Here is a 15,822-nt window from a genome sequence, read left to right as displayed (position 1 = left end):
GCCCGAGGCGGCCGATGTGCTGAAGCCACAGCTCGCAGCATTGCTGAGGGACGGCTCGCAGGGCCTGGAGCAGCATGACGCCCGCAACCTTCAGCTCTCGTGGCGCAGATTCGCCGCCTTCGCCTACGTCGCCGAGCAGTACGGATACCGGTACGACGGGCTGTCCCCGCTCTCCCCCGAGGGGAGTCCGAACCCGTACTTCGCCTTCCGCCGGCTGCCGGACGCGCCGGAGCGGGCGGCGTGGAACGCACAGCACCACACCGCCGCGCCGGACAGCGGGCCGCTGCCCGGCATGCGCCCCGGGGGCAGCCGCCTGCGGCCGCTGCCCGAGGTGCGGCACGACGTCGATCTCCTGCACGCCCGCATCATGGTCGACTACAGCCGCACCCACCGGCGGCGAGGACTGACCGCCCTGCTGGTCCTCCTGGTGGCCATGCTCATCCCCCTCTCCCAGACCGGCTTCAGCACCCCCTCGCTGCTCGTGTGCGGCGCCGTCTGGCTGTTCTTCGCCGCCCTGTGGCTGACGGGCCTCGTCATCGCACGGCACCGATACGCGCAATACAGCCGCGTACTCCGGGACTCCAGGGTCGACTGGCCCCCGGACCCCTCACTCGCCCAGCACCACGGAAAGCCGCGCGAGGTGCCTCGCCCGACGGAGCCGGGTCACGACGAGTCCGACTGACGACCGCTCGCGTCGACGACCATCCGTGAGCAGAGAATTTCCACCTGGGGCCACGCTTCCGGAACCGGCGTGAGACCGAGTCCCGGGAGCATTCCCGGCAGTGGAGTCCTGTCTGCGTCGGCCCGCTCATGAGCATCGGGCATGTGCAGGAAGAGAAAAAGGGGATTGTTCAACCCGGGAAAACGCGGTCTGACCGAGAACTCTTCCGCTTCCTCCCCGACCGCCTTCATCAGCTCGTTCAGGAGACGCCGTTCGTCCATGACCGCCTCCTCCTTCGGCTCGCACGGGGCGGGGTAGCGTACACGGAGCCGTACCCGACACGGAGGGGGTGCGGCCCGGTCGTGTTCAGGAACCAGGTGAAGCGGAGGCCGGTGGCATGAGTCCGGCGAAACACTCATGAACCCCAACACCTCTTCCGCGGCGCGCTCCCTGAGCAAGAAGCTCTCGGAATCCGGGCAAGAGCTGTCACACGCCGCGATGATCAGGACGGGCTTCGTCCTCGCACTCATCGCCTGTGCACTGCCGGTCAAACCACCTGGACCAGCCCTGTCCGTACGCCGACCCCGACCCCTTCGACGGGCCGTACGACGGCCGGCCGTCATTGCCGACCGCCGACCGTCGGCGCCGGAACCGACCGAGGACCGTGAGTCGTCGTGAACCCCGAAACCTGGCCGGGCCTGCCCCCGGACCCGCGAGCACTGAGCTGGTACGACCGTGCCGCGCTCCTGACCGCCCGGGCCGCCGCGTTGGAGGTCCTGGCCCCGCGCAGTATGGCGCTGCGGAACATGCTGTGGACCTGGCCGGCCACGGCGGTGGTTGCGGGCGGCTGGTGCCTCGCGTGGGTGGGGCTCGGCGGGTACCTCGACCTGGACGATCCCGGAGAAGCGGACCTGTTCGTGGCCGCCGCGCTCGCGATCGTCTCGCTCCTGGCAGCGGCAACGGCCGCCGTGGCGTTCGGGCGCGTGGCCCGGCGGGGTCGCTCCACGCAACGGCTGCTGGAAGCGTGGACGGCGCTCGACCGACTCCCCCCGGCCCGCGCGCTGCCTCCCGGGGCCATCCCGCAGTCACTCGCCACGACATGGGACCTGATGCGCGCGGGGCAGCCCTGGAAGCACACCGTCCCGGTGGACGGACGCCGGTACCTGGTGTTCCTGTCCGGCAAGTCACTCCTGTGGATGACGGTGCCCGTCGCGCCGCTCATGGCCGGGATCGTCCTGGCCCTGGTCGCCCTGACGGGGGACCTCGGCCAGGAGAACGGCGTTGCCTACGCCCAGGTGGCCGTGGCAGGGGCGGGCGCCGCGATCGCCGCTCTCGGTCTCTGGGGCGTGGGCAAGGGGCTGCGGCACTACACGTGGGCGCTGCGCGAAGCCCGGGCGAGAATCTCGGAGGAGAGGACCTGGCCCGCCTTCTGTCCCACAGGGAGCTCACATTGATGCGCCGCTCCATGTCCGCTGCCGCCGCGCTCGCCCTCCTGGGAACGCGGGCGGTCAGTCACCGATGAGATCCACAGGCCTCTCGAAGACCGCCAAGACGCGACTCGGCCTCGAGGCCGACTGTGCCACCTGGTGCCGAATCGACAAGATCCCGGACCCGCCCGCTGAAATACGGAGTGCCCCGGACGGAGCGCCGCTACGCCCTGCGTACATCCGCCCGCTCGGCATGCTGGGCGTGGCACTGACAGTGATCCTCTGGCCCCTCGGGGCGCTTCTGGCCTTGCTCGCTTTCCTGGAGGAGGCCGCGGAGTGGCTCCTGAGCTCCGAGGAGCGCGCCAGGACTCGTGCTCGTGCCCGGGACGACGAGGAGCGGAAGGAGGCCGTTGGGGCCCATGCGCTGGACAAGCTCTTCGACGGGGACTGGACGGCGGCGGCCGGACAGTTGCTGCTGCGCTGGTACGGGCACTCGTCGCACCCCACGCGCCTGCTCGTACTGACGCCGGACGGCATCACGCTGGCCGCTCCTCCAAAGCGGGTGTCGGTCCGGCAGACGGAGCGGATGGTGGTCGTCGCCCGCATTCCGGCATCACAGGCCCGCGTTGAGGACCCACTCCTCGGCGTCCACCCCAGTGACAGGCTCCGCATCGTGTTCTCCGACGGGTCATGGCTGACCGTCATCACGGACGAAGCACGCAGCGAGGTCCACAAGCACCTGATGCGAAGGCTCCGCACGGTCTCCTGAGTCCTTGCCGTACGCAACACGAACAGGGCACAACCACCCCACCGAGCGAACCTTACATCCGCACATGTCCTGGTTCTTGGAAAGTTCACTCTGGCGAACCTGATAACCCGACCACTAGCGTTAGTCGCCTTGACCGAATCTTTTCTCACGTCGCACGACACACGACGCAGCCAGATCAACCACGGGGAAAGGAACCTGTATGGGCGCCGCGGACCTGATAGTCGTCCTCGCAAGCTATCGACTGCAACGCATTTCGTGACCATGACAGACGGGACTAACGATCATGTCGGACTTGACTGTCGACTTCGAACTATTGAAAACCTCCTCGAAGCAACTGAATGCAATTCGCAGGGAGTTCAAAGACCTCGACGATTGGAAAGATGACATCACATCAGTGGTGGGAGCCTCCGAACTCAGGAGCGCCATGACGGACTTCATCGACAACTGGGACGACAATCGAAAACGCTTGGTTGAATCGCTGGAGGAAGTCGGAAAGATGGTGGAAGGAACACGCGACGCCTTCAAGGGTCTCGACGACGAGTTGGCCAAGTCCGGCAAGAAGAAGCACAAGTAGCTATATACCAGTACACGTACCACGTTAATGATCCAGGGGGAGAAACGGTGAGGCCCAGGGACTGGCAGCCACTCCGCGAGAGCGACCCTGTACCCGGCGATCCGGTAGGCGTCCGCGGCCAAGTTACGCACATGAAAAAGATCGCCGAATACTTGCGGACACAGGCGAAGTCACTTACTGCCATGGCAGATGCCGACAACCTCAAAGGGAAGTACGCCGACGAGCTGGCAGAAAACGCTCGCGGTTTGGGCCGCAAACTCGACCTGGCGGAAGACCGGTACCGCGAGGTCAAGGGGCACCTCTCCGGTTGGGCAGACGAATTGGAGGAGTTCCAGAAGGCTGCCGACAAAGCACTCGAGGACGCTCAGGACGCTCAGCGGATCATCGACAGCCAGTCGGGCAAGGGCGGTAAAAAGCCCACTGGCGACAAAAAGAATGATGACGCTGACGCGTCGGCCGACGAGGATCCGGCCCTGAAGCGGGCCAAGGAAGACCTGGCGGACGCACGTCGGCGCCTCAATACAACCGAGGGCGATTACCAGGAGCGAGCCAACCACTACGCCGGAAAGATCCGGTCGTCTATTGACGACGACATGAAGGACAGTTGGTGGAACGACTTCAAGGGATGGGTCGCCGACGCCGACTGGCTCGGCGACATCGCGGACTGGGCCAGTTGGGCAGCGACCGCCGTCGGGGTCGTGGCCATGTTCTTCCCGGCCGTAGGCGTCATCGCCTTGGCTCTAACGGTTGCCGTTGCCGCGATCCACATCACGCAGGACATAACCGGAAACGGCTCATGGTTCGATGTGGTCATGGATCTCGGCGCACTAAAACTTGCACGCACAGGGATGAAGGCAGCAAAAGCCGTAAAGGCTCTCCAGAAGAGCTCTCGCAAGACCGCTGCCGGCCTGGCCGAGGGACAGGCGAAGTCTCAGGCCGGGCGGGCGAACGCGGGTGCTCGTAAGACAGCCGTGCGGGCCGAGCGCAAGCGGGGCGGCACTTCCCGGAAAAATCGCGAGCGCGCCAGGGCGAAGCGGCTTCGCATGGAAGGTGAGAATCGGACGGCAGGCAAGCGTGCGTCCAACGAGGTCCGCGACGCCGAGATGCCACAGATCACAGCGGCGGAGAAGGCCGGCGCCATTGGAGACAAGGCCCTGGCCAAACAGATGAAGGACATCAACAAGTGGCGGGACGCCTACCCCGACAACCCTACGCTCGCCTCAAACGCCAGTCAGGCGCAGCGCCACAAGGATGCGGTCCAGGGGGCGTGGGCTGCTTCCACGGGGCTCGACGCCGCGGACAAGAGCGCGGATGCAGTTACGAACGACGGATACAGCCGGATGAAAGACCGCATGACCGCACCTGTCGGCTCACAGTGGTGAAGGAGACCGAACGATGACCGCAACCCGTGATACCGAAGGCACGGGCCACGCAGTCCCCTGGTTGCCGTACGGCGTCGCAGGGGTAAAGATCGTCTTCATCCTGGCAGTCTTCCGTCTCCTCTCCACGCCCTTCTCCGAGGAGATGTTCGGGGAACAGTGGCTGCCGATGCCGACGTGGGACTGGGCCCTGGCGTCCGCGACCCCTACGCTGCTCGTCCTGCTGGCGCGTCGACCGGTCGACTGGTCCGCGCTGTCCGGCGAGCTCACCATCTTGCGCATCGCGCTCACCTTCTACCTCGTGTACGGCCTGGCGTTCGCGGCACTCCAGGGCAAGGCAGTCCTGTGGGCGTCCGTCCTTGCCGGGCTCGTCGGCCTTGTGGCCATACACCTCCTCAACCGGAAGGAGCCCGTCCATGACAGCTGAGCAGAGTGCGGCTGCAGGCCGGGCAGGTGCGCCGGCCACGGGATACCGCCTACTCCTCCCTTCCCAGTGGGCGCAGATCCCTCTGCGCCAGGGCACGGAGGAAGCCGTCGAGGCAATTCTGCAGGAGGCATACGCACGCATCCCCGCGGATGCTCCTCCAGACAAGATCGGCCCCTACAAGCGCGAGCTGACTCGCCGATTCCGCGCAGCGGTCGCCGGAGCCCAGGAACGCAGTGCTCTCGACCTCTACCTTCCCGTAAAACCTGTGGGAGATGAGGAGTTCAACCTGGGCGCTTCGATCCTCGTCACCGAGACCATGTTGCCCGTGCGTAACCCTCACGGGCCTCGGACGCCCCCCGGCGAGACAGCCGTTCAGCTACTGACCAACAACGGTGTGGAGGGCGGCGACCTCAGCTCCGGCGAGGTCGACGGCGCCCTGGCTGTCCGACGTGAACACGTTGCCGCCGCAGCACCTGACCGAGGAGCAGCAGCAGGGTCTCGTCGCGTCGAATACATGGTCTCCGTGCCGGGAGATCCTGACCGATGGTTTGTTGCAGCGTTCTCTACAGTCGGCGGGGGCGACCCGAGGGACGAACTGGCGGAGGCTCTCGTGGAATGGTTCGACGCGGTCATGGCTACCTTTCGCTGGAGGTATGCGTGAGCGAAACATTCTGGCCGATCATCGACATCGAGTATGTCGACGCCTACGCGTGGGTTATTATTCCTCCGCGAGCGGGGATATCCGCCCCTTTCGAAGAGTGGGAGGACATCCATGGCTGGTGTCTGGAACGCGCCGAGGACCTGTGGGCGGACAGGCAGCTGACTCCCGGTCCTGGTGGGATTCCTTTCGTGGGGGAAACGCTGGCGCGCTACGCCGAGGCATTGTGCCCTCCGGGCTCGGAGCACTGGCTGTTCCTGCATCTCGACCACCCAACAGATATCCCACTTCCCGTGTGCGCGGCCATTGGGCCAGCCCGTGATCCACGCGAGGCCACTCTGCGAACGCTCACTGAGGCCGACGACACCACAGCCGTCGAACCACCTGTTGTGAAATCCTTCATCTCTCCTTGTCTAGGAGCGGGCACAACAACATTCCGGTACGTTGTACAGGAAGATTCCCCACACCTCGCCGCATGTGTCCGATATGCATGGCAGGTGGAAGAGCACGGTGCAGATATCGTCATTTGGACAGGGACCGAAGACGTCGCTCGCATCCTCAACGCAGCTGACGATGTGGAGGAATTGGCCCGTTCCTTGGCCATCTTCGTACCTTGAGAAACGCCGCGTGGGAATCTCGGTCCACCGGCGTCGGAGCGGTGTCGGCCGCGTCGAGATCTCGGGGCTGGCCGTAGGGGAGCGCTCATCGTGGCCCGCACTCCCCAGCCGAAGTCAGGACCTCCCTGTGGCGTGGGTCCCCCATGCGCCAACTCGCCGATCGGCCTCCATCGTGCCACCGGGTTCTCCGACGCCCGCACTTCGTGAGGCCTGCGAGGCCTTCCCGGCCGGACACGGCCCTGGCGCCACACCTCCGCTGGTCGTCGGGGAACGGCCGCGGTTGCTACCGCATCGAGCGAGAGGTGGACATGGACGGCCATCGCTCGGAGGACCTGTCCGTCGGAGACCTGCGCCTGCGGAAGAGCTTGTTCAAATCGACGCCCCCGTCGGCCAGAACCTCAGCGAACTACCCGTGGTGGCCGGGAGCATCGCCAGGAGCACGGGGCCGGGAGCACGGCCTTCTCCGGACGGCCGAGGACTCACCCGGTGACCGCCCGCCCGGCACACGCCCGTGAAGCCGCGCACACCGGACGGGCGTGGGGCGCTACTTGCTCCGCGCCTGCTTCGCCAGTTCGTCGTCGATCTGCTCGAACTTGTCGGCGGCCGTGGTCAGGTAGTCGCCCATGCCGTCGAGGCCGTCGAGGGTGTCCTTGGCACCGCGGGTGAACTCGTCGAAGTTGTCGTCGAAGGCCTTGGAGGAGGACTTCGTGACGTAGCCCGACTCGACCAGGTTCGCGATGTACTTGCGGAGGCCGTCGAGCTTCTCCTGGAGCTTTTCCTTCTCCTTCACGACATGCTTGGCGGCATCCCGCATGTCCTGATATGTGATGTCAAGATCTTTGGGCATGAAGCCGCTTCCTCTCACAATGCCGCAGGGCCAACCCCCGTGGCTCCTCGTTTGCGGACCGAACCGGCGCACCGGTCGGGCCGGTCGTGTGTCACGACCGGTGTGATCGTCCGCTCTTGAGGCAGCAGCTTACGGCCGGGGCCACTGGTGTCACATCCCTGCGTTGCCAACGGGAACGTCCGGTCACCGCCCTGTTGCCGGACCGCGACACCCAGCGGATATCGTCGCCTGGACTGTGAGCCGTGTTGTGGAAGCGGCCGCGGGGGCTCGCCTGGGGAGGACAAGCGTGCGACTGACCCTGACCGTCGTCGACCCGTACGGCGGCGGCACCGCCGACGTCGTGCTCGACGCCGATCCCGAGTCCACCGTCGGGGACATCGCCGAGGAGCTGGCCAAGCAGGTCGGGGTCGCGGGTGCGCAGGTCATTCCGATCGGGCACCAGGGCCAGGCGGGGGCCGGCGGCGCGCCGCTCGTCTACGTCGACGGGTACGCCGTCGATCCGTCCGCCACGGTCGTCGGGTCGCCGTTGCGCGAGGGCGCCGTCGTCAGTCTCCAGGACCCGTCCGGGTGCCTGCCCGGGGAGCCCACCGGACTCGTGGAGCTGCGGGTCGCCGGCGGACCGGGGGCCGGGTTCGTGCACCGGCTCGGGGTCGGGAAGTACGACATCGGGAGCGGGCCGGCCGCGTACGTCCGGATCGAGGATCCCGAGGTCGACGCCCGTGCCCTCACCCTCTCCGTCGCCACCGACGGGACCTGCAAGGTCGCCGTACACGGGGACAAGAAGGGCGTCACTCTCGACGGGGAGTCCGTCGAGGAACGGGAGGGTGACGACTGGCCGCTCGGGGGGCAGATGGCGGTCGGGAACTCGCTCGTCGAGCTGGCCCGGTACGCGCCGCCCAACGCCGCGCTGAAGTGGTCCGAGGACGGGGTCGGGCTGGACTACAACCGGCCGCCGCGGCTGCGTCCGCCGGAGCGGCAGACCACCTTCCGCCTGCCCTCGCCGCCCCGCGACTACGAGGCCCGTCCGCTGCCCTGGCTGATGGCGTTGACGCCGCTCGTCGGTTCCGTGGTCGCCGTGCTGGTGTTCCAGCGCTGGTACTACCTGATCATGGCGGGGCTCAGCCCGATCCTGTTGTTCGCCAACTACTTCAACGACAAGAAGCACGGGCGCAAGTCCCACGCCAAGCAGGTCAAGGAGTACGAGGAGCAGAAGGCGCGGATCGAGAAGGACGCGCAGGACGCGCTGGTCGCCGAGCGGGACGAGCGGCGGCAGGCCATTCCGGACCCGGCGGTCGTGCTGTCCGTCGGGACCGGGCCGCGCACCCGGCTCTGGGAGCGGCGGCGGACCGATCGGGACCATCTGCTGCTGCGGGTGGGGACCGGGCGGCTGCCCTCCGAGGTCGTGCTGGACGATCCCGAGCAGGACGACCACCGGCGGCAGGTCACCTGGAAGATCGAGGACGCGCCCGTCGCGCTGTCACTGCGCGGGCTCGGGGTCGTCGGCATCGCCGGGCCCGGGGACTCGGCACGGTCGCTGGGGCGCTGGGCCGTCGCCCAGACCGCCGCGCTGCACAGCCCGATGGACGTGCAGTTCTACGTGCTGAGCGAGAACTCCGCGCAGAGCGAGTGGGACTGGATGCGGTGGCTGCCGCATTCCCGGCCCTCGGGCGGGCAGGACGTCAACGTACTGATCGGCACCGACGCCGAGACCGTCGGCGCCCGCATCGGCGAGCTGACGCAGATCCTCGACGCCCGCAAGAAGGCCGCCGAGCAGAAGGGCGGCGGCGCCCAGGGGTCCAGTTTCTCCGATCCCGACATCGTCGTCGTATGGGACGGGTCGCGACGGCTGCGGTCGTTGCCGGGCGTCGTACGGCTGCTGCGGGAAGGGCCCGCCGTGTCCGTGTTCGCCGTCTGCCTCGACGCCGAGGAGCGGTTCCTGCCGGGTGAGTGCCAGGCGTTCGTCGTCGCCGAGCCCAGGGCCGAGGAGAGCGGGCGGGCGGGGCAGGACGAGCGGCAGCCCGTCCGGCAGGTCGCCGGAGGGTTTCCGTCCTTCCAGGCTTGGCACGCCGACTCCCCCGCCGAGCCCCAGCAGCAGGCCCGTACCGAGAAGCTGCGGCTGCGGGTCGAGGAGGCCGGGGTCGAGCGGATCACCGGCGTGCGGCCCGACTTCGTCACGCCCGCCTGGTGCCTGCGGCTGGCGCGTTCACTGTCCGCGCTGCGCGACATCAGCGGCGAGACCGAGGACTCCGCGCTGCCCGGTGCCAGCCGGCTGCTCGACGTACTCCAGCTGGAGCCGCCGACGGCCGACGCGATCGGCGCGCGGTGGCGGATGGGCGGCCAGTCGACGATGGCCGTCATCGGCGAGTCGTACGACGGGCCCTTCGGCATCGACATGCGCAAGGACGGGCCGCACGGCCTCATCGCCGGTACCACCGGTTCCGGCAAGTCCGAGCTGCTGCAGACCATCGTGGCGGCCCTCGCCGTCGCGAACACGCCCGAGAACATGACCTTCGTCCTCGTCGACTACAAGGGCGGGTCCGCGTTCAAGGACTGTGTGAAGCTGCCGCACACCGTCGGCATGGTGACCGACCTCGACGCGCACCTCGTGGAGCGCGCCCTGGAGTCCCTCGGGGCCGAGCTGAAGCGGCGCGAGCACATCCTCGCCGCCGCCGACGCCAAGGACATCGAGGACTACCAGGACCTGGTGCGGCGGGACCCCTCGCATGCTCCGGTGCCCCGGCTGCTCATCGTCATCGACGAGTTCGCCTCCATGGTGCGGGACCTGCCCGACTTCGTCACCGGACTCGTCAACATCGCCCAGCGGGGGCGCTCCCTCGGCATCCACCTGCTGCTCGCCACACAGCGGCCCAGCGGTGTCGTCTCCCCCGAGATCCGCGCCAACACCAACCTCCGGATCGCGCTGCGCGTGACCGACGGCGGCGAGTCGTCCGACGTCATCGACTCGCCCGAGGCCGGGCACATCTCCAAGAACACCCCGGGCCGCGCCTACGTACGGCTCGGCCACTCCTCCCTCGTTCCCTTCCAGTCGGGCCGGGTCGGTGGCCGCAGGCCCGGCGCCGCCGACCCCGCCGCACTCGCACCCTGGGTGGGGCCGCTGGGCTGGGAGGACCTGGGCCGGGCGGCGCTGACCAAGCCGAAGACCCAGTCCCGCGAGGACGACGAGATCACCGACCTCAAGGTGCTGGTCGACGCGGTGCGCGACGCCAACCGGTCGATGGGCATCCCCGCCCAGCACAGCCCCTGGCTGCCGGCGCTGGACGAGACGCTGCTGCTGGACGAGATCGAGGTCCCGGCGCTCGCCGGCGCCGCCCCGGGCAAGCTGCCGCCCGCCCCGTACGGCATCGAGGACCTGCCCTCCGACCAGGCCCGCCGCCCGGTCGTCGTCGACTTCTCGAACTTCGGGCACCTGATGATCGGCGGTGCGCCGCGCAGCGGCCGTTCCCAGGTACTGCGCACCATCGCGGGCTCGCTGGCCCGCACCCACTCCACCGCCGACGTCCACCTGTACGGCATCGACTGCGGCAACGGCGCGCTCAACGCGCTGACCCGGCTGCCGCACTGCGGCGCGGTCGTGGGCCGCAACCAGACCGAGCGGGTCGTACGGCTGGTGAACCGGCTCAAGGGCGAGCTGTCGCGCCGTCAGGACCTGCTGGCGGACTCGGGGTTCGCGGACATCGGCGAGCAGCGGGCTTCGGTGGCGCAGGACGAGCGGCTGCCGCACATCGTCGTGCTGCTGGACCGCTGGGAGGGGTGGGTGCCCACCCTCGGCGAGGTCGACCACGGTTCGCTGACCGACGAGCTGCAGACGATGATGCGCGAGGGCGCCAGCGTCGGCATCCACCTGGTCCTCACCGGTGACCGCACGCTGCTCGTGGGCCGCATCGCGACGCTCACCGAGGACAAGTACGGCCTGCGTCTGGCCGACCGCAGCGACTTCGCCTCGCTCGGCATCCCGTCCCGCAAGGTGCCCGAGGAGATCCCGCCGGGCCGCGCCTTCCGCAACGAGGCCGGTACGGAGACGCAGTTCGCGCTGCTCTCCGAGGACACCACCGGTCAGGGCCAGGCGGCGGCGATCACCGCGATCGGCGAGGCCGCCACCGCGCGCGACGCCGGCGTCCCGCGGACCCGGCGTCCGTTCCGCGTCGACAGCCTGCCCAGCCGGATCTCCTTCCCCGAGGCGTGGGAGATGCGCGATCCGGAGGCGTCCCGCTCCAAGCTGTGGGCGCTGATCGGCATCGGCGGCGACGAGATCGTCGGCTTCGGTCCCGACCTCGCCGACGGCGTGCCGTCCTTCGTCATCGCGGGGCCGGCCAAGTCGGGCCGCTCCACGGTGCTGATGAACGTCGCGCAGTCCCTCCTCGCCCGGGGCACCCGCCTGGTCGTCGCGGCGCCCCGCCAGTCGCCGGTGCGTCAACTGGACGGTGTGGAGGGCGTGCTGAAGGTCTTCACCGGGGACGACATCGACGAGGACGAGTTCGAGGAACTGATCGACCGGGCCAGCCCGGAGGAGCCGATCGCCGTCCTGATCGACGACGGCGAGATCCTTGAGGACTGCGACGCCGAGAGTCACATGAAGAAGATCGTCTCGCGGGGTGCCGAACGCGGCCTCGCCCTCGTCATCGCCGGTGACGAGGAGGACGTGTGCAGCGGCTTCTCCGGCTGGCAGGTCGACGCCAAGAAGGCCCGCCGCGGCATCCTGCTCTCCCCGCAGGAGTCCTCCAGCGGCGACCTCGTCGGCCTGCGCATCTCGCGCCAGATGGTCGGCGGCCAGGTCACGCCGGGCAAGGGCATGCTGCACCTCGGCGACGGGGAACTGCGCACCGTCGTGGTGCCGGGCTGACCGGTGGGCGGCGGATCGGCGAAACCGGGGCGGCGCAGGGCGGCGGGGCCCGCCCTGCGCTACGAGCACCGGCGCGACGGGCGGTCGTCCGTCCGCCCGCCCGGCTCCCGGCGTGGGGGTGTGGTGTCCGGCTGCCTGCTGGTCGTCGGTTCCGTCGCCGCGTTCCTCGCCCTCATCGGGCCGCTGGTCGCCATCGACATGCGGTGGGGGCACCGGGCGTGGGGCGACGTGGCCCCCGCCTGGCCGGGCGGGGTGTACGCCTTCGGCGCGACCCTCGGCGCACTGCTGCCCCTGACGGCCGCCGCGCTCGTGGCGCCGCTGACCCGGATGAAGTGGCGCAGGAGCAGGCTCCGTTCGCTCGCCCGGGTCCTCGCCGCGCTGCCCGGGCTCGCGGCCGGCTGGCTGGTGCTCGGCGTGATCGGCGCGTCCTGGCGGCCCCGGGAGCGCCGGGACTGGGACGGGGCCTGCTACCGCGAGGGCGGCGCCTGCTGGGTGCACGAGCGGTTCCCGTACCTGGGGGCCGTCGGGCTGGCGGCCACCGTGGCCGTGTCCGCCGTCCTGATCGCGCTGCTCGTGCGCCACGTCATGCGCAAGGAGCGCGAAAAGTCCGTGCCGCCCGGCGCCGGCCCGGCTACTTGATCTTCGACAGCCTCGCCTTCGGCCGCCCCGACTCCTCGCTCTCGGACGCGTAGTCGAGGTCGTCGCCGACCGGGGTGAAGGTGACCGTGGTGGGCGCGGGGTTGCAGCCGTCGTGGTTGCCCTCGGCGCCGACGGACCCGGCGACGATCTGCTTCTCCGTCACCTTCTTGAGCGTGATCACGTCGACGCAGACGCCGCCCAGCGCATCGGTCTGGCGGAGCCGGCCCAGCTCCTCGCCGACGTTCACCTGCTTGATGCCGATACGGAAGGTGCCCAGCGGCAGCTTGCCGTCCAGGGCGGCTGCCTGCCCCTCCCAGGTGCCGACGTAACGCTGGGGCAGGGCGCCGGCGGTGGCGGCGGGGGGCTCGTGGGAGCCGTCGTCGCCGCCCGCGTTGTTCGTGTCCTTGCCCGAACCCGGCAGCAGGTCCAGGACGAACACCGAACCGACCGTCACCGCCGCCAGCGCCCCCGCCACCGCCAGGGCCACCGTGCAGCTGAGCCGCCGGCCCCGCCCGCCCGCGCCCTGCGTGGAGGCCGCCGCGACGGAGAGCGCGAGCCTGCCCGGAGGATGCGTGGCACCCGGGTCCGCGCCGGGTTCCGCATCCCTCGGGCCGGGGAGGGAGGAGGGCACGCTCCCGGAGGAGGGCGGATACGAGGGTGCGGGCGAGACGGACGGGGGCGCCGGCATCACCGGCGGCGGCCCGAAGGCACCGGCGGTGTGAACCGGCGCCTGCCCCTCCGGCTCCCGGGGAGCGTCCGCCCCGGGGACGCCGCCCCCCGTGACCGACGGCCGGCTGAACCCCACCGGCCCCGACGCCTCCCCCGCACGCGCCCCCGACTCCGCCGCCTCCAGGTTCAGCAGCTGTACGGCGCCGCGGCTGACCCGCTCCACCAGCGGCCCAGGCAGCCAGCCGCCGGTCACCAGGCGGGCCGCGCCCTCGGGGGCCAGGCGCCGGGCCACCTCGCCGGGGGCGGGACGGGCGGCCGGGTCCTTCGCGAGGCAGGACGCGACCAGCTCGCGCAGCTCCCCGTCCAGGCCGTCCAGCCGGGGCTCCTCGTGGACGACCTTGTAGAGCAGCGCTGCCGAGGAGTCCCCGGGGAAGGGCGGCTGCCCCGTCGTCGCGTACGCCAGGACCGCGCCCAGCGAGAAGACGTCCGCCGCCCCGGTCACGCCCTTGCCGAGGATCTGCTCGGGCGACATGTAGCCGGGCGAGCCGATCGAGACGCCCGTCGAGGTCAGGGAGGCGGTGCCCTCCGTGGCACGGGCGATGCCGAAGTCGATCAGGAGGGGGCCGTCGAGGGTGAGCAGGACGTTGGACGGCTTCACGTCGCGGTGGACGAGGCCCAGCTCGTGCACCGCGGCCAGCGCCTCGCCGAGGCCCGCGCCGAGCACCCGTACCGAGTGGGCGGGCAGCGGGCCGCCGTCCGCCACGGCCGCCGTGAGGGAGGGACCGGCCGCGTACGCCGTGGCGACCCACGGCACGCGCGCCTCGGGATCCGCGTCCAGTACGGGCGCGGTCCAGGCGCCGCCGACCCTGCGCGCGGCGTCCACCTCGCGCCGGAACCGGGCCCGGAACTCCTCGTCCAGCGCGAAGTGCGGGTGCACGATCTTCACCGCGACCGTGCGGCCCCCCGCGCTGCGGCCCAGGTACACCCGGCCCATGCCGCCGGAGCCCAGCCGGCCGAGCAGCCGGTAGGGCCCCACGACGGTGGGTTCGTCGTCTTCGAGCGGCCGCATCGCGCCCACCCCTCCCCCGTACGCCGATACCTGTCAGCAGGGTAGTGGGCCGCCCCCGGAAGGCCCCAGGGAGAAAGGGGCCCGGTGCGGATCAGGGCCGCAGCAGCTCGACCTTCACGTCCGCCGGGAAACCGGTGGTGGGGCCGACGCGGCGGGCGAACTCGGTGACCGCCTCCAGCTGCGGGCCCCCGAAGCGGAAGTCGAGCGTGGTGAAGTACTTCGCGAGGGTGTCCTCGTCGAAGGCCTCCCAGCGGGCGGCCTGCTCCGCGACCTTCTCCACCTCGTCCAGGGAGAGGTCACGGGAGGCGAGGAAGGCCTCGTGCACCTTGCGGGCGATGACCGGCTCGCGCTCCACGTAGTCGCGCCGGGCCGCCCAGACCGCGAAGACGAACGGCAGACCCGTCCACTCCTTCCACAGGGCACCCAGATCGTGCACGTCGAGGCCGTAGCGCGGGCCGTCGATCATGTTGGCGCGCAGGGCCGCGTCCCCGATGAGGACGGCCGCGTCGGCCTCCTGCATCATCAGGCTCAGGTCCGGCGGGCAGGTGTAGTAGTCCGGCTGGACGCCGAACCGTTCCGCCAGGAGGAGCTGGGCGAGCCGCACGGAGGTGCGCGAGGTCGACCCGAGGGCGACGCGGGCGCCGTCCAGGCGGTCCAGCGGGACCTGGGAGACGATCACGCACGACATCACCGGGCCGTCGCAGCCGACGGCGATGTCGGGCAGCGCGACGAGGTCGTCGGCGTTCTTGAGGAATTCGACCAGGGTGACGGGACCGATGTCGAGATCGCCGCGCACCAGCTGCTCGCTGAGCTTCTCCGGGGTGTCCTTCGTCAGCTCGAAGTCGAGGAGCGTGCCTGTTCTCGCGAGCCCCCAGTAGAGGGGCAGGCAGTTCAGGAACTGGATGTGGCCGACGCGCGGCCGGGTGCGAAAATTGTCCACATCGCGAGGCTAGCCCTCCTCCGTGGTCCGCCCGTCGCCGACCCCCGGCGTCAGCCGAACGGCGCAGGTGTTCAAACGTCCGGGTGAAGTGATCTTGACCTCTGTTGCGCCGGGGTCCCTGCGTGCTAGGCTCACAGCAAGTTGCAGTTTGGTTTCCCTTGCAGTACAGAGCCTGCGGAGCATGTGACCGCGGGCTCTCGTCGTTCTCAGACGTATGCAGTTGTGCGGCATTCAAAGTCTTCACACTTGCTGGGTTCTGGAGCAGGGCAACCCTTTGGGCCCAAG

The 15,822-nt window shown here is 69.6% G+C and carries 14 protein-coding genes; 10 read left to right on the top strand and 4 right to left on the bottom strand.

The window, feature by feature from the left end; all coding sequences use genetic code 11:
* The first annotated feature begins 16 nt into the window (after positions 1–16).
* A complete protein-coding gene (locus tag ACIQFU_RS03360; protein ID WP_402548637.1) occupies positions 17–682 on the top strand; it encodes a hypothetical protein in 666 nt (221 codons plus the stop codon).
* Here the strand turns inward: ACIQFU_RS03360 and ACIQFU_RS03355 are convergent.
* Complete coding sequence (locus ACIQFU_RS03355; RefSeq protein ID WP_402548635.1) at positions 664–942, bottom strand: hypothetical protein; 279 nt, start codon at positions 940–942, stop codon at positions 664–666. The genes ACIQFU_RS03360 and ACIQFU_RS03355 overlap by 19 nt on opposite strands.
* A gap of 393 nt (positions 943–1,335) precedes the next feature.
* On the opposite strand from ACIQFU_RS03355, the gene ACIQFU_RS03350 reads away from it, so the two are divergent.
* The 7 genes from ACIQFU_RS03350 (at position 1,336) to ACIQFU_RS03320 (ending at position 6,512) form a co-directional block, all read left to right on the top strand.
* Complete coding sequence (locus ACIQFU_RS03350) at positions 1,336–2,115, top strand: hypothetical protein (RefSeq protein WP_402548634.1); 780 nt, start codon at positions 1,336–1,338, stop codon at positions 2,113–2,115.
* 226 nt (positions 2,116–2,341) lie between these two features.
* Positions 2,342–2,857 carry a hypothetical protein gene (locus ACIQFU_RS03345; RefSeq protein ID WP_402549236.1) on the top strand — a complete coding sequence of 172 codons (516 nt, stop codon included), beginning with the start codon at positions 2,342–2,344 and terminating at the stop codon, positions 2,855–2,857.
* Between the two features lie 283 nt (positions 2,858–3,140).
* Positions 3,141–3,431, top strand: a complete 291-nt coding sequence (locus ACIQFU_RS03340) for a hypothetical protein (protein WP_402548633.1) — start codon at positions 3,141–3,143, stop codon at positions 3,429–3,431.
* A 131-nt stretch (positions 3,432–3,562) separates the two neighbouring features.
* Positions 3,563–4,813, top strand: coding sequence for a hypothetical protein (locus ACIQFU_RS03335; RefSeq protein WP_402548631.1), 1,251 nt, complete (start codon positions 3,563–3,565; stop codon positions 4,811–4,813).
* A gap of 13 nt (positions 4,814–4,826) precedes the next feature.
* Entirely contained in the window at positions 4,827–5,237 is a 411-nt protein-coding gene (locus ACIQFU_RS03330; RefSeq protein ID WP_402548629.1) for a hypothetical protein, read from the top strand.
* Positions 5,227–5,898, top strand: coding sequence for a hypothetical protein (locus tag ACIQFU_RS03325; RefSeq protein ID WP_402548628.1), 672 nt, complete (start codon positions 5,227–5,229; stop codon positions 5,896–5,898). The genes ACIQFU_RS03330 and ACIQFU_RS03325 overlap by 11 nt, the downstream gene beginning before the upstream one ends.
* On the top strand, positions 5,895–6,512 hold the full coding sequence (locus ACIQFU_RS03320; protein WP_402548626.1) for a hypothetical protein: 618 nt from the start codon (positions 5,895–5,897) through the stop codon (positions 6,510–6,512). The genes ACIQFU_RS03325 and ACIQFU_RS03320 overlap by 4 nt, the downstream gene beginning before the upstream one ends.
* A 544-nt stretch (positions 6,513–7,056) precedes the next feature.
* On the opposite strand, the gene ACIQFU_RS03315 is transcribed toward ACIQFU_RS03320, so the two are convergent.
* Positions 7,057–7,359 carry a WXG100 family type VII secretion target gene (locus ACIQFU_RS03315; RefSeq protein ID WP_030401685.1) on the bottom strand — a complete coding sequence of 101 codons (303 nt, stop codon included), beginning with the start codon at positions 7,357–7,359 and terminating at the stop codon, positions 7,057–7,059.
* Positions 7,360–7,645: 286 nt separating this feature from the next.
* On the opposite strand from ACIQFU_RS03315, the gene ACIQFU_RS03310 reads away from it, so the two are divergent.
* Both ACIQFU_RS03310 and ACIQFU_RS03305 read left to right on the top strand, forming a co-directional pair.
* Positions 7,646–12,220 (top strand): FtsK/SpoIIIE domain-containing protein, encoded by a 4,575-nt coding sequence (locus tag ACIQFU_RS03310; protein ID WP_402548624.1) that lies wholly within the window; start codon positions 7,646–7,648, stop codon positions 12,218–12,220.
* A 3-nt stretch (positions 12,221–12,223) separates the two neighbouring features.
* The gene (locus tag ACIQFU_RS03305) at positions 12,224–12,859 is read left to right on the top strand and encodes a hypothetical protein (RefSeq protein WP_402548622.1); all 636 of its coding nucleotides are present in this window, start codon (positions 12,224–12,226) and stop codon (positions 12,857–12,859) included.
* On the opposite strand, the gene ACIQFU_RS03300 is transcribed toward ACIQFU_RS03305, so the two are convergent.
* Together ACIQFU_RS03300 and ACIQFU_RS03295 are read right to left on the bottom strand one after the other, a co-directional pair.
* The gene (locus ACIQFU_RS03300; protein ID WP_402548621.1) at positions 12,852–14,597 is read right to left on the bottom strand and encodes a serine/threonine-protein kinase; all 1,746 of its coding nucleotides are present in this window, start codon (positions 14,595–14,597) and stop codon (positions 12,852–12,854) included. The genes ACIQFU_RS03305 and ACIQFU_RS03300 overlap by 8 nt on opposite strands.
* Positions 14,598–14,688: 91 nt before the next feature.
* Positions 14,689–15,537 carry a menaquinone biosynthetic enzyme MqnA/MqnD family protein gene (locus ACIQFU_RS03295; protein ID WP_402548619.1) on the bottom strand — a complete coding sequence of 283 codons (849 nt, stop codon included), beginning with the start codon at positions 15,535–15,537 and terminating at the stop codon, positions 14,689–14,691.
* Positions 15,538–15,822: the final 285 nt, after the last annotated feature.

Origin of the sequence: Streptomyces sp. NPDC093065 (assembly GCF_044754585.1) — a bacterium.
GTDB lineage: Bacteria > Actinomycetota > Actinomycetes > Streptomycetales > Streptomycetaceae > Streptomyces.
The sequence above is the reverse complement of the archived record's forward strand: the minus strand, read 5'-3'. Positions and strand labels throughout refer to the sequence as shown.

Bases quoted from the DNA above. Each gene is read 5' to 3' on its own strand.
- ACIQFU_RS03355 (WP_402548635.1), bottom strand. From the start codon at position 942: ATGGACGAACGGCGTCTCCTGAACGAGCTGATGAAGGCGGTCGGGGAG.
- ACIQFU_RS03345 (WP_402549236.1), top strand. From the start codon at position 2,342: ATGCTGGGCGTGGCACTGACAGTGATCCTCTGGCCCCTCGGGGCGCTT.
- ACIQFU_RS03340 (WP_402548633.1), top strand. From the start codon at position 3,141: ATGTCGGACTTGACTGTCGACTTCGAACTATTGAAAACCTCCTCGAAG.
- ACIQFU_RS03300 (WP_402548621.1), bottom strand. From the start codon at position 14,597: ATGCGGCCGCTCGAAGACGACGAACCCACCGTCGTGGGGCCCTACCGG.
- ACIQFU_RS03325 (WP_402548628.1), top strand. From the start codon at position 5,227: ATGACAGCTGAGCAGAGTGCGGCTGCAGGCCGGGCAGGTGCGCCGGCC.
- ACIQFU_RS03330 (WP_402548629.1), top strand. From the start codon at position 4,827: ATGACCGCAACCCGTGATACCGAAGGCACGGGCCACGCAGTCCCCTGG.
- ACIQFU_RS03315 (WP_030401685.1), bottom strand. From the start codon at position 7,359: ATGCCCAAAGATCTTGACATCACATATCAGGACATGCGGGATGCCGCC.
- ACIQFU_RS03335 (WP_402548631.1), top strand. From the start codon at position 3,563: ATGAAAAAGATCGCCGAATACTTGCGGACACAGGCGAAGTCACTTACT.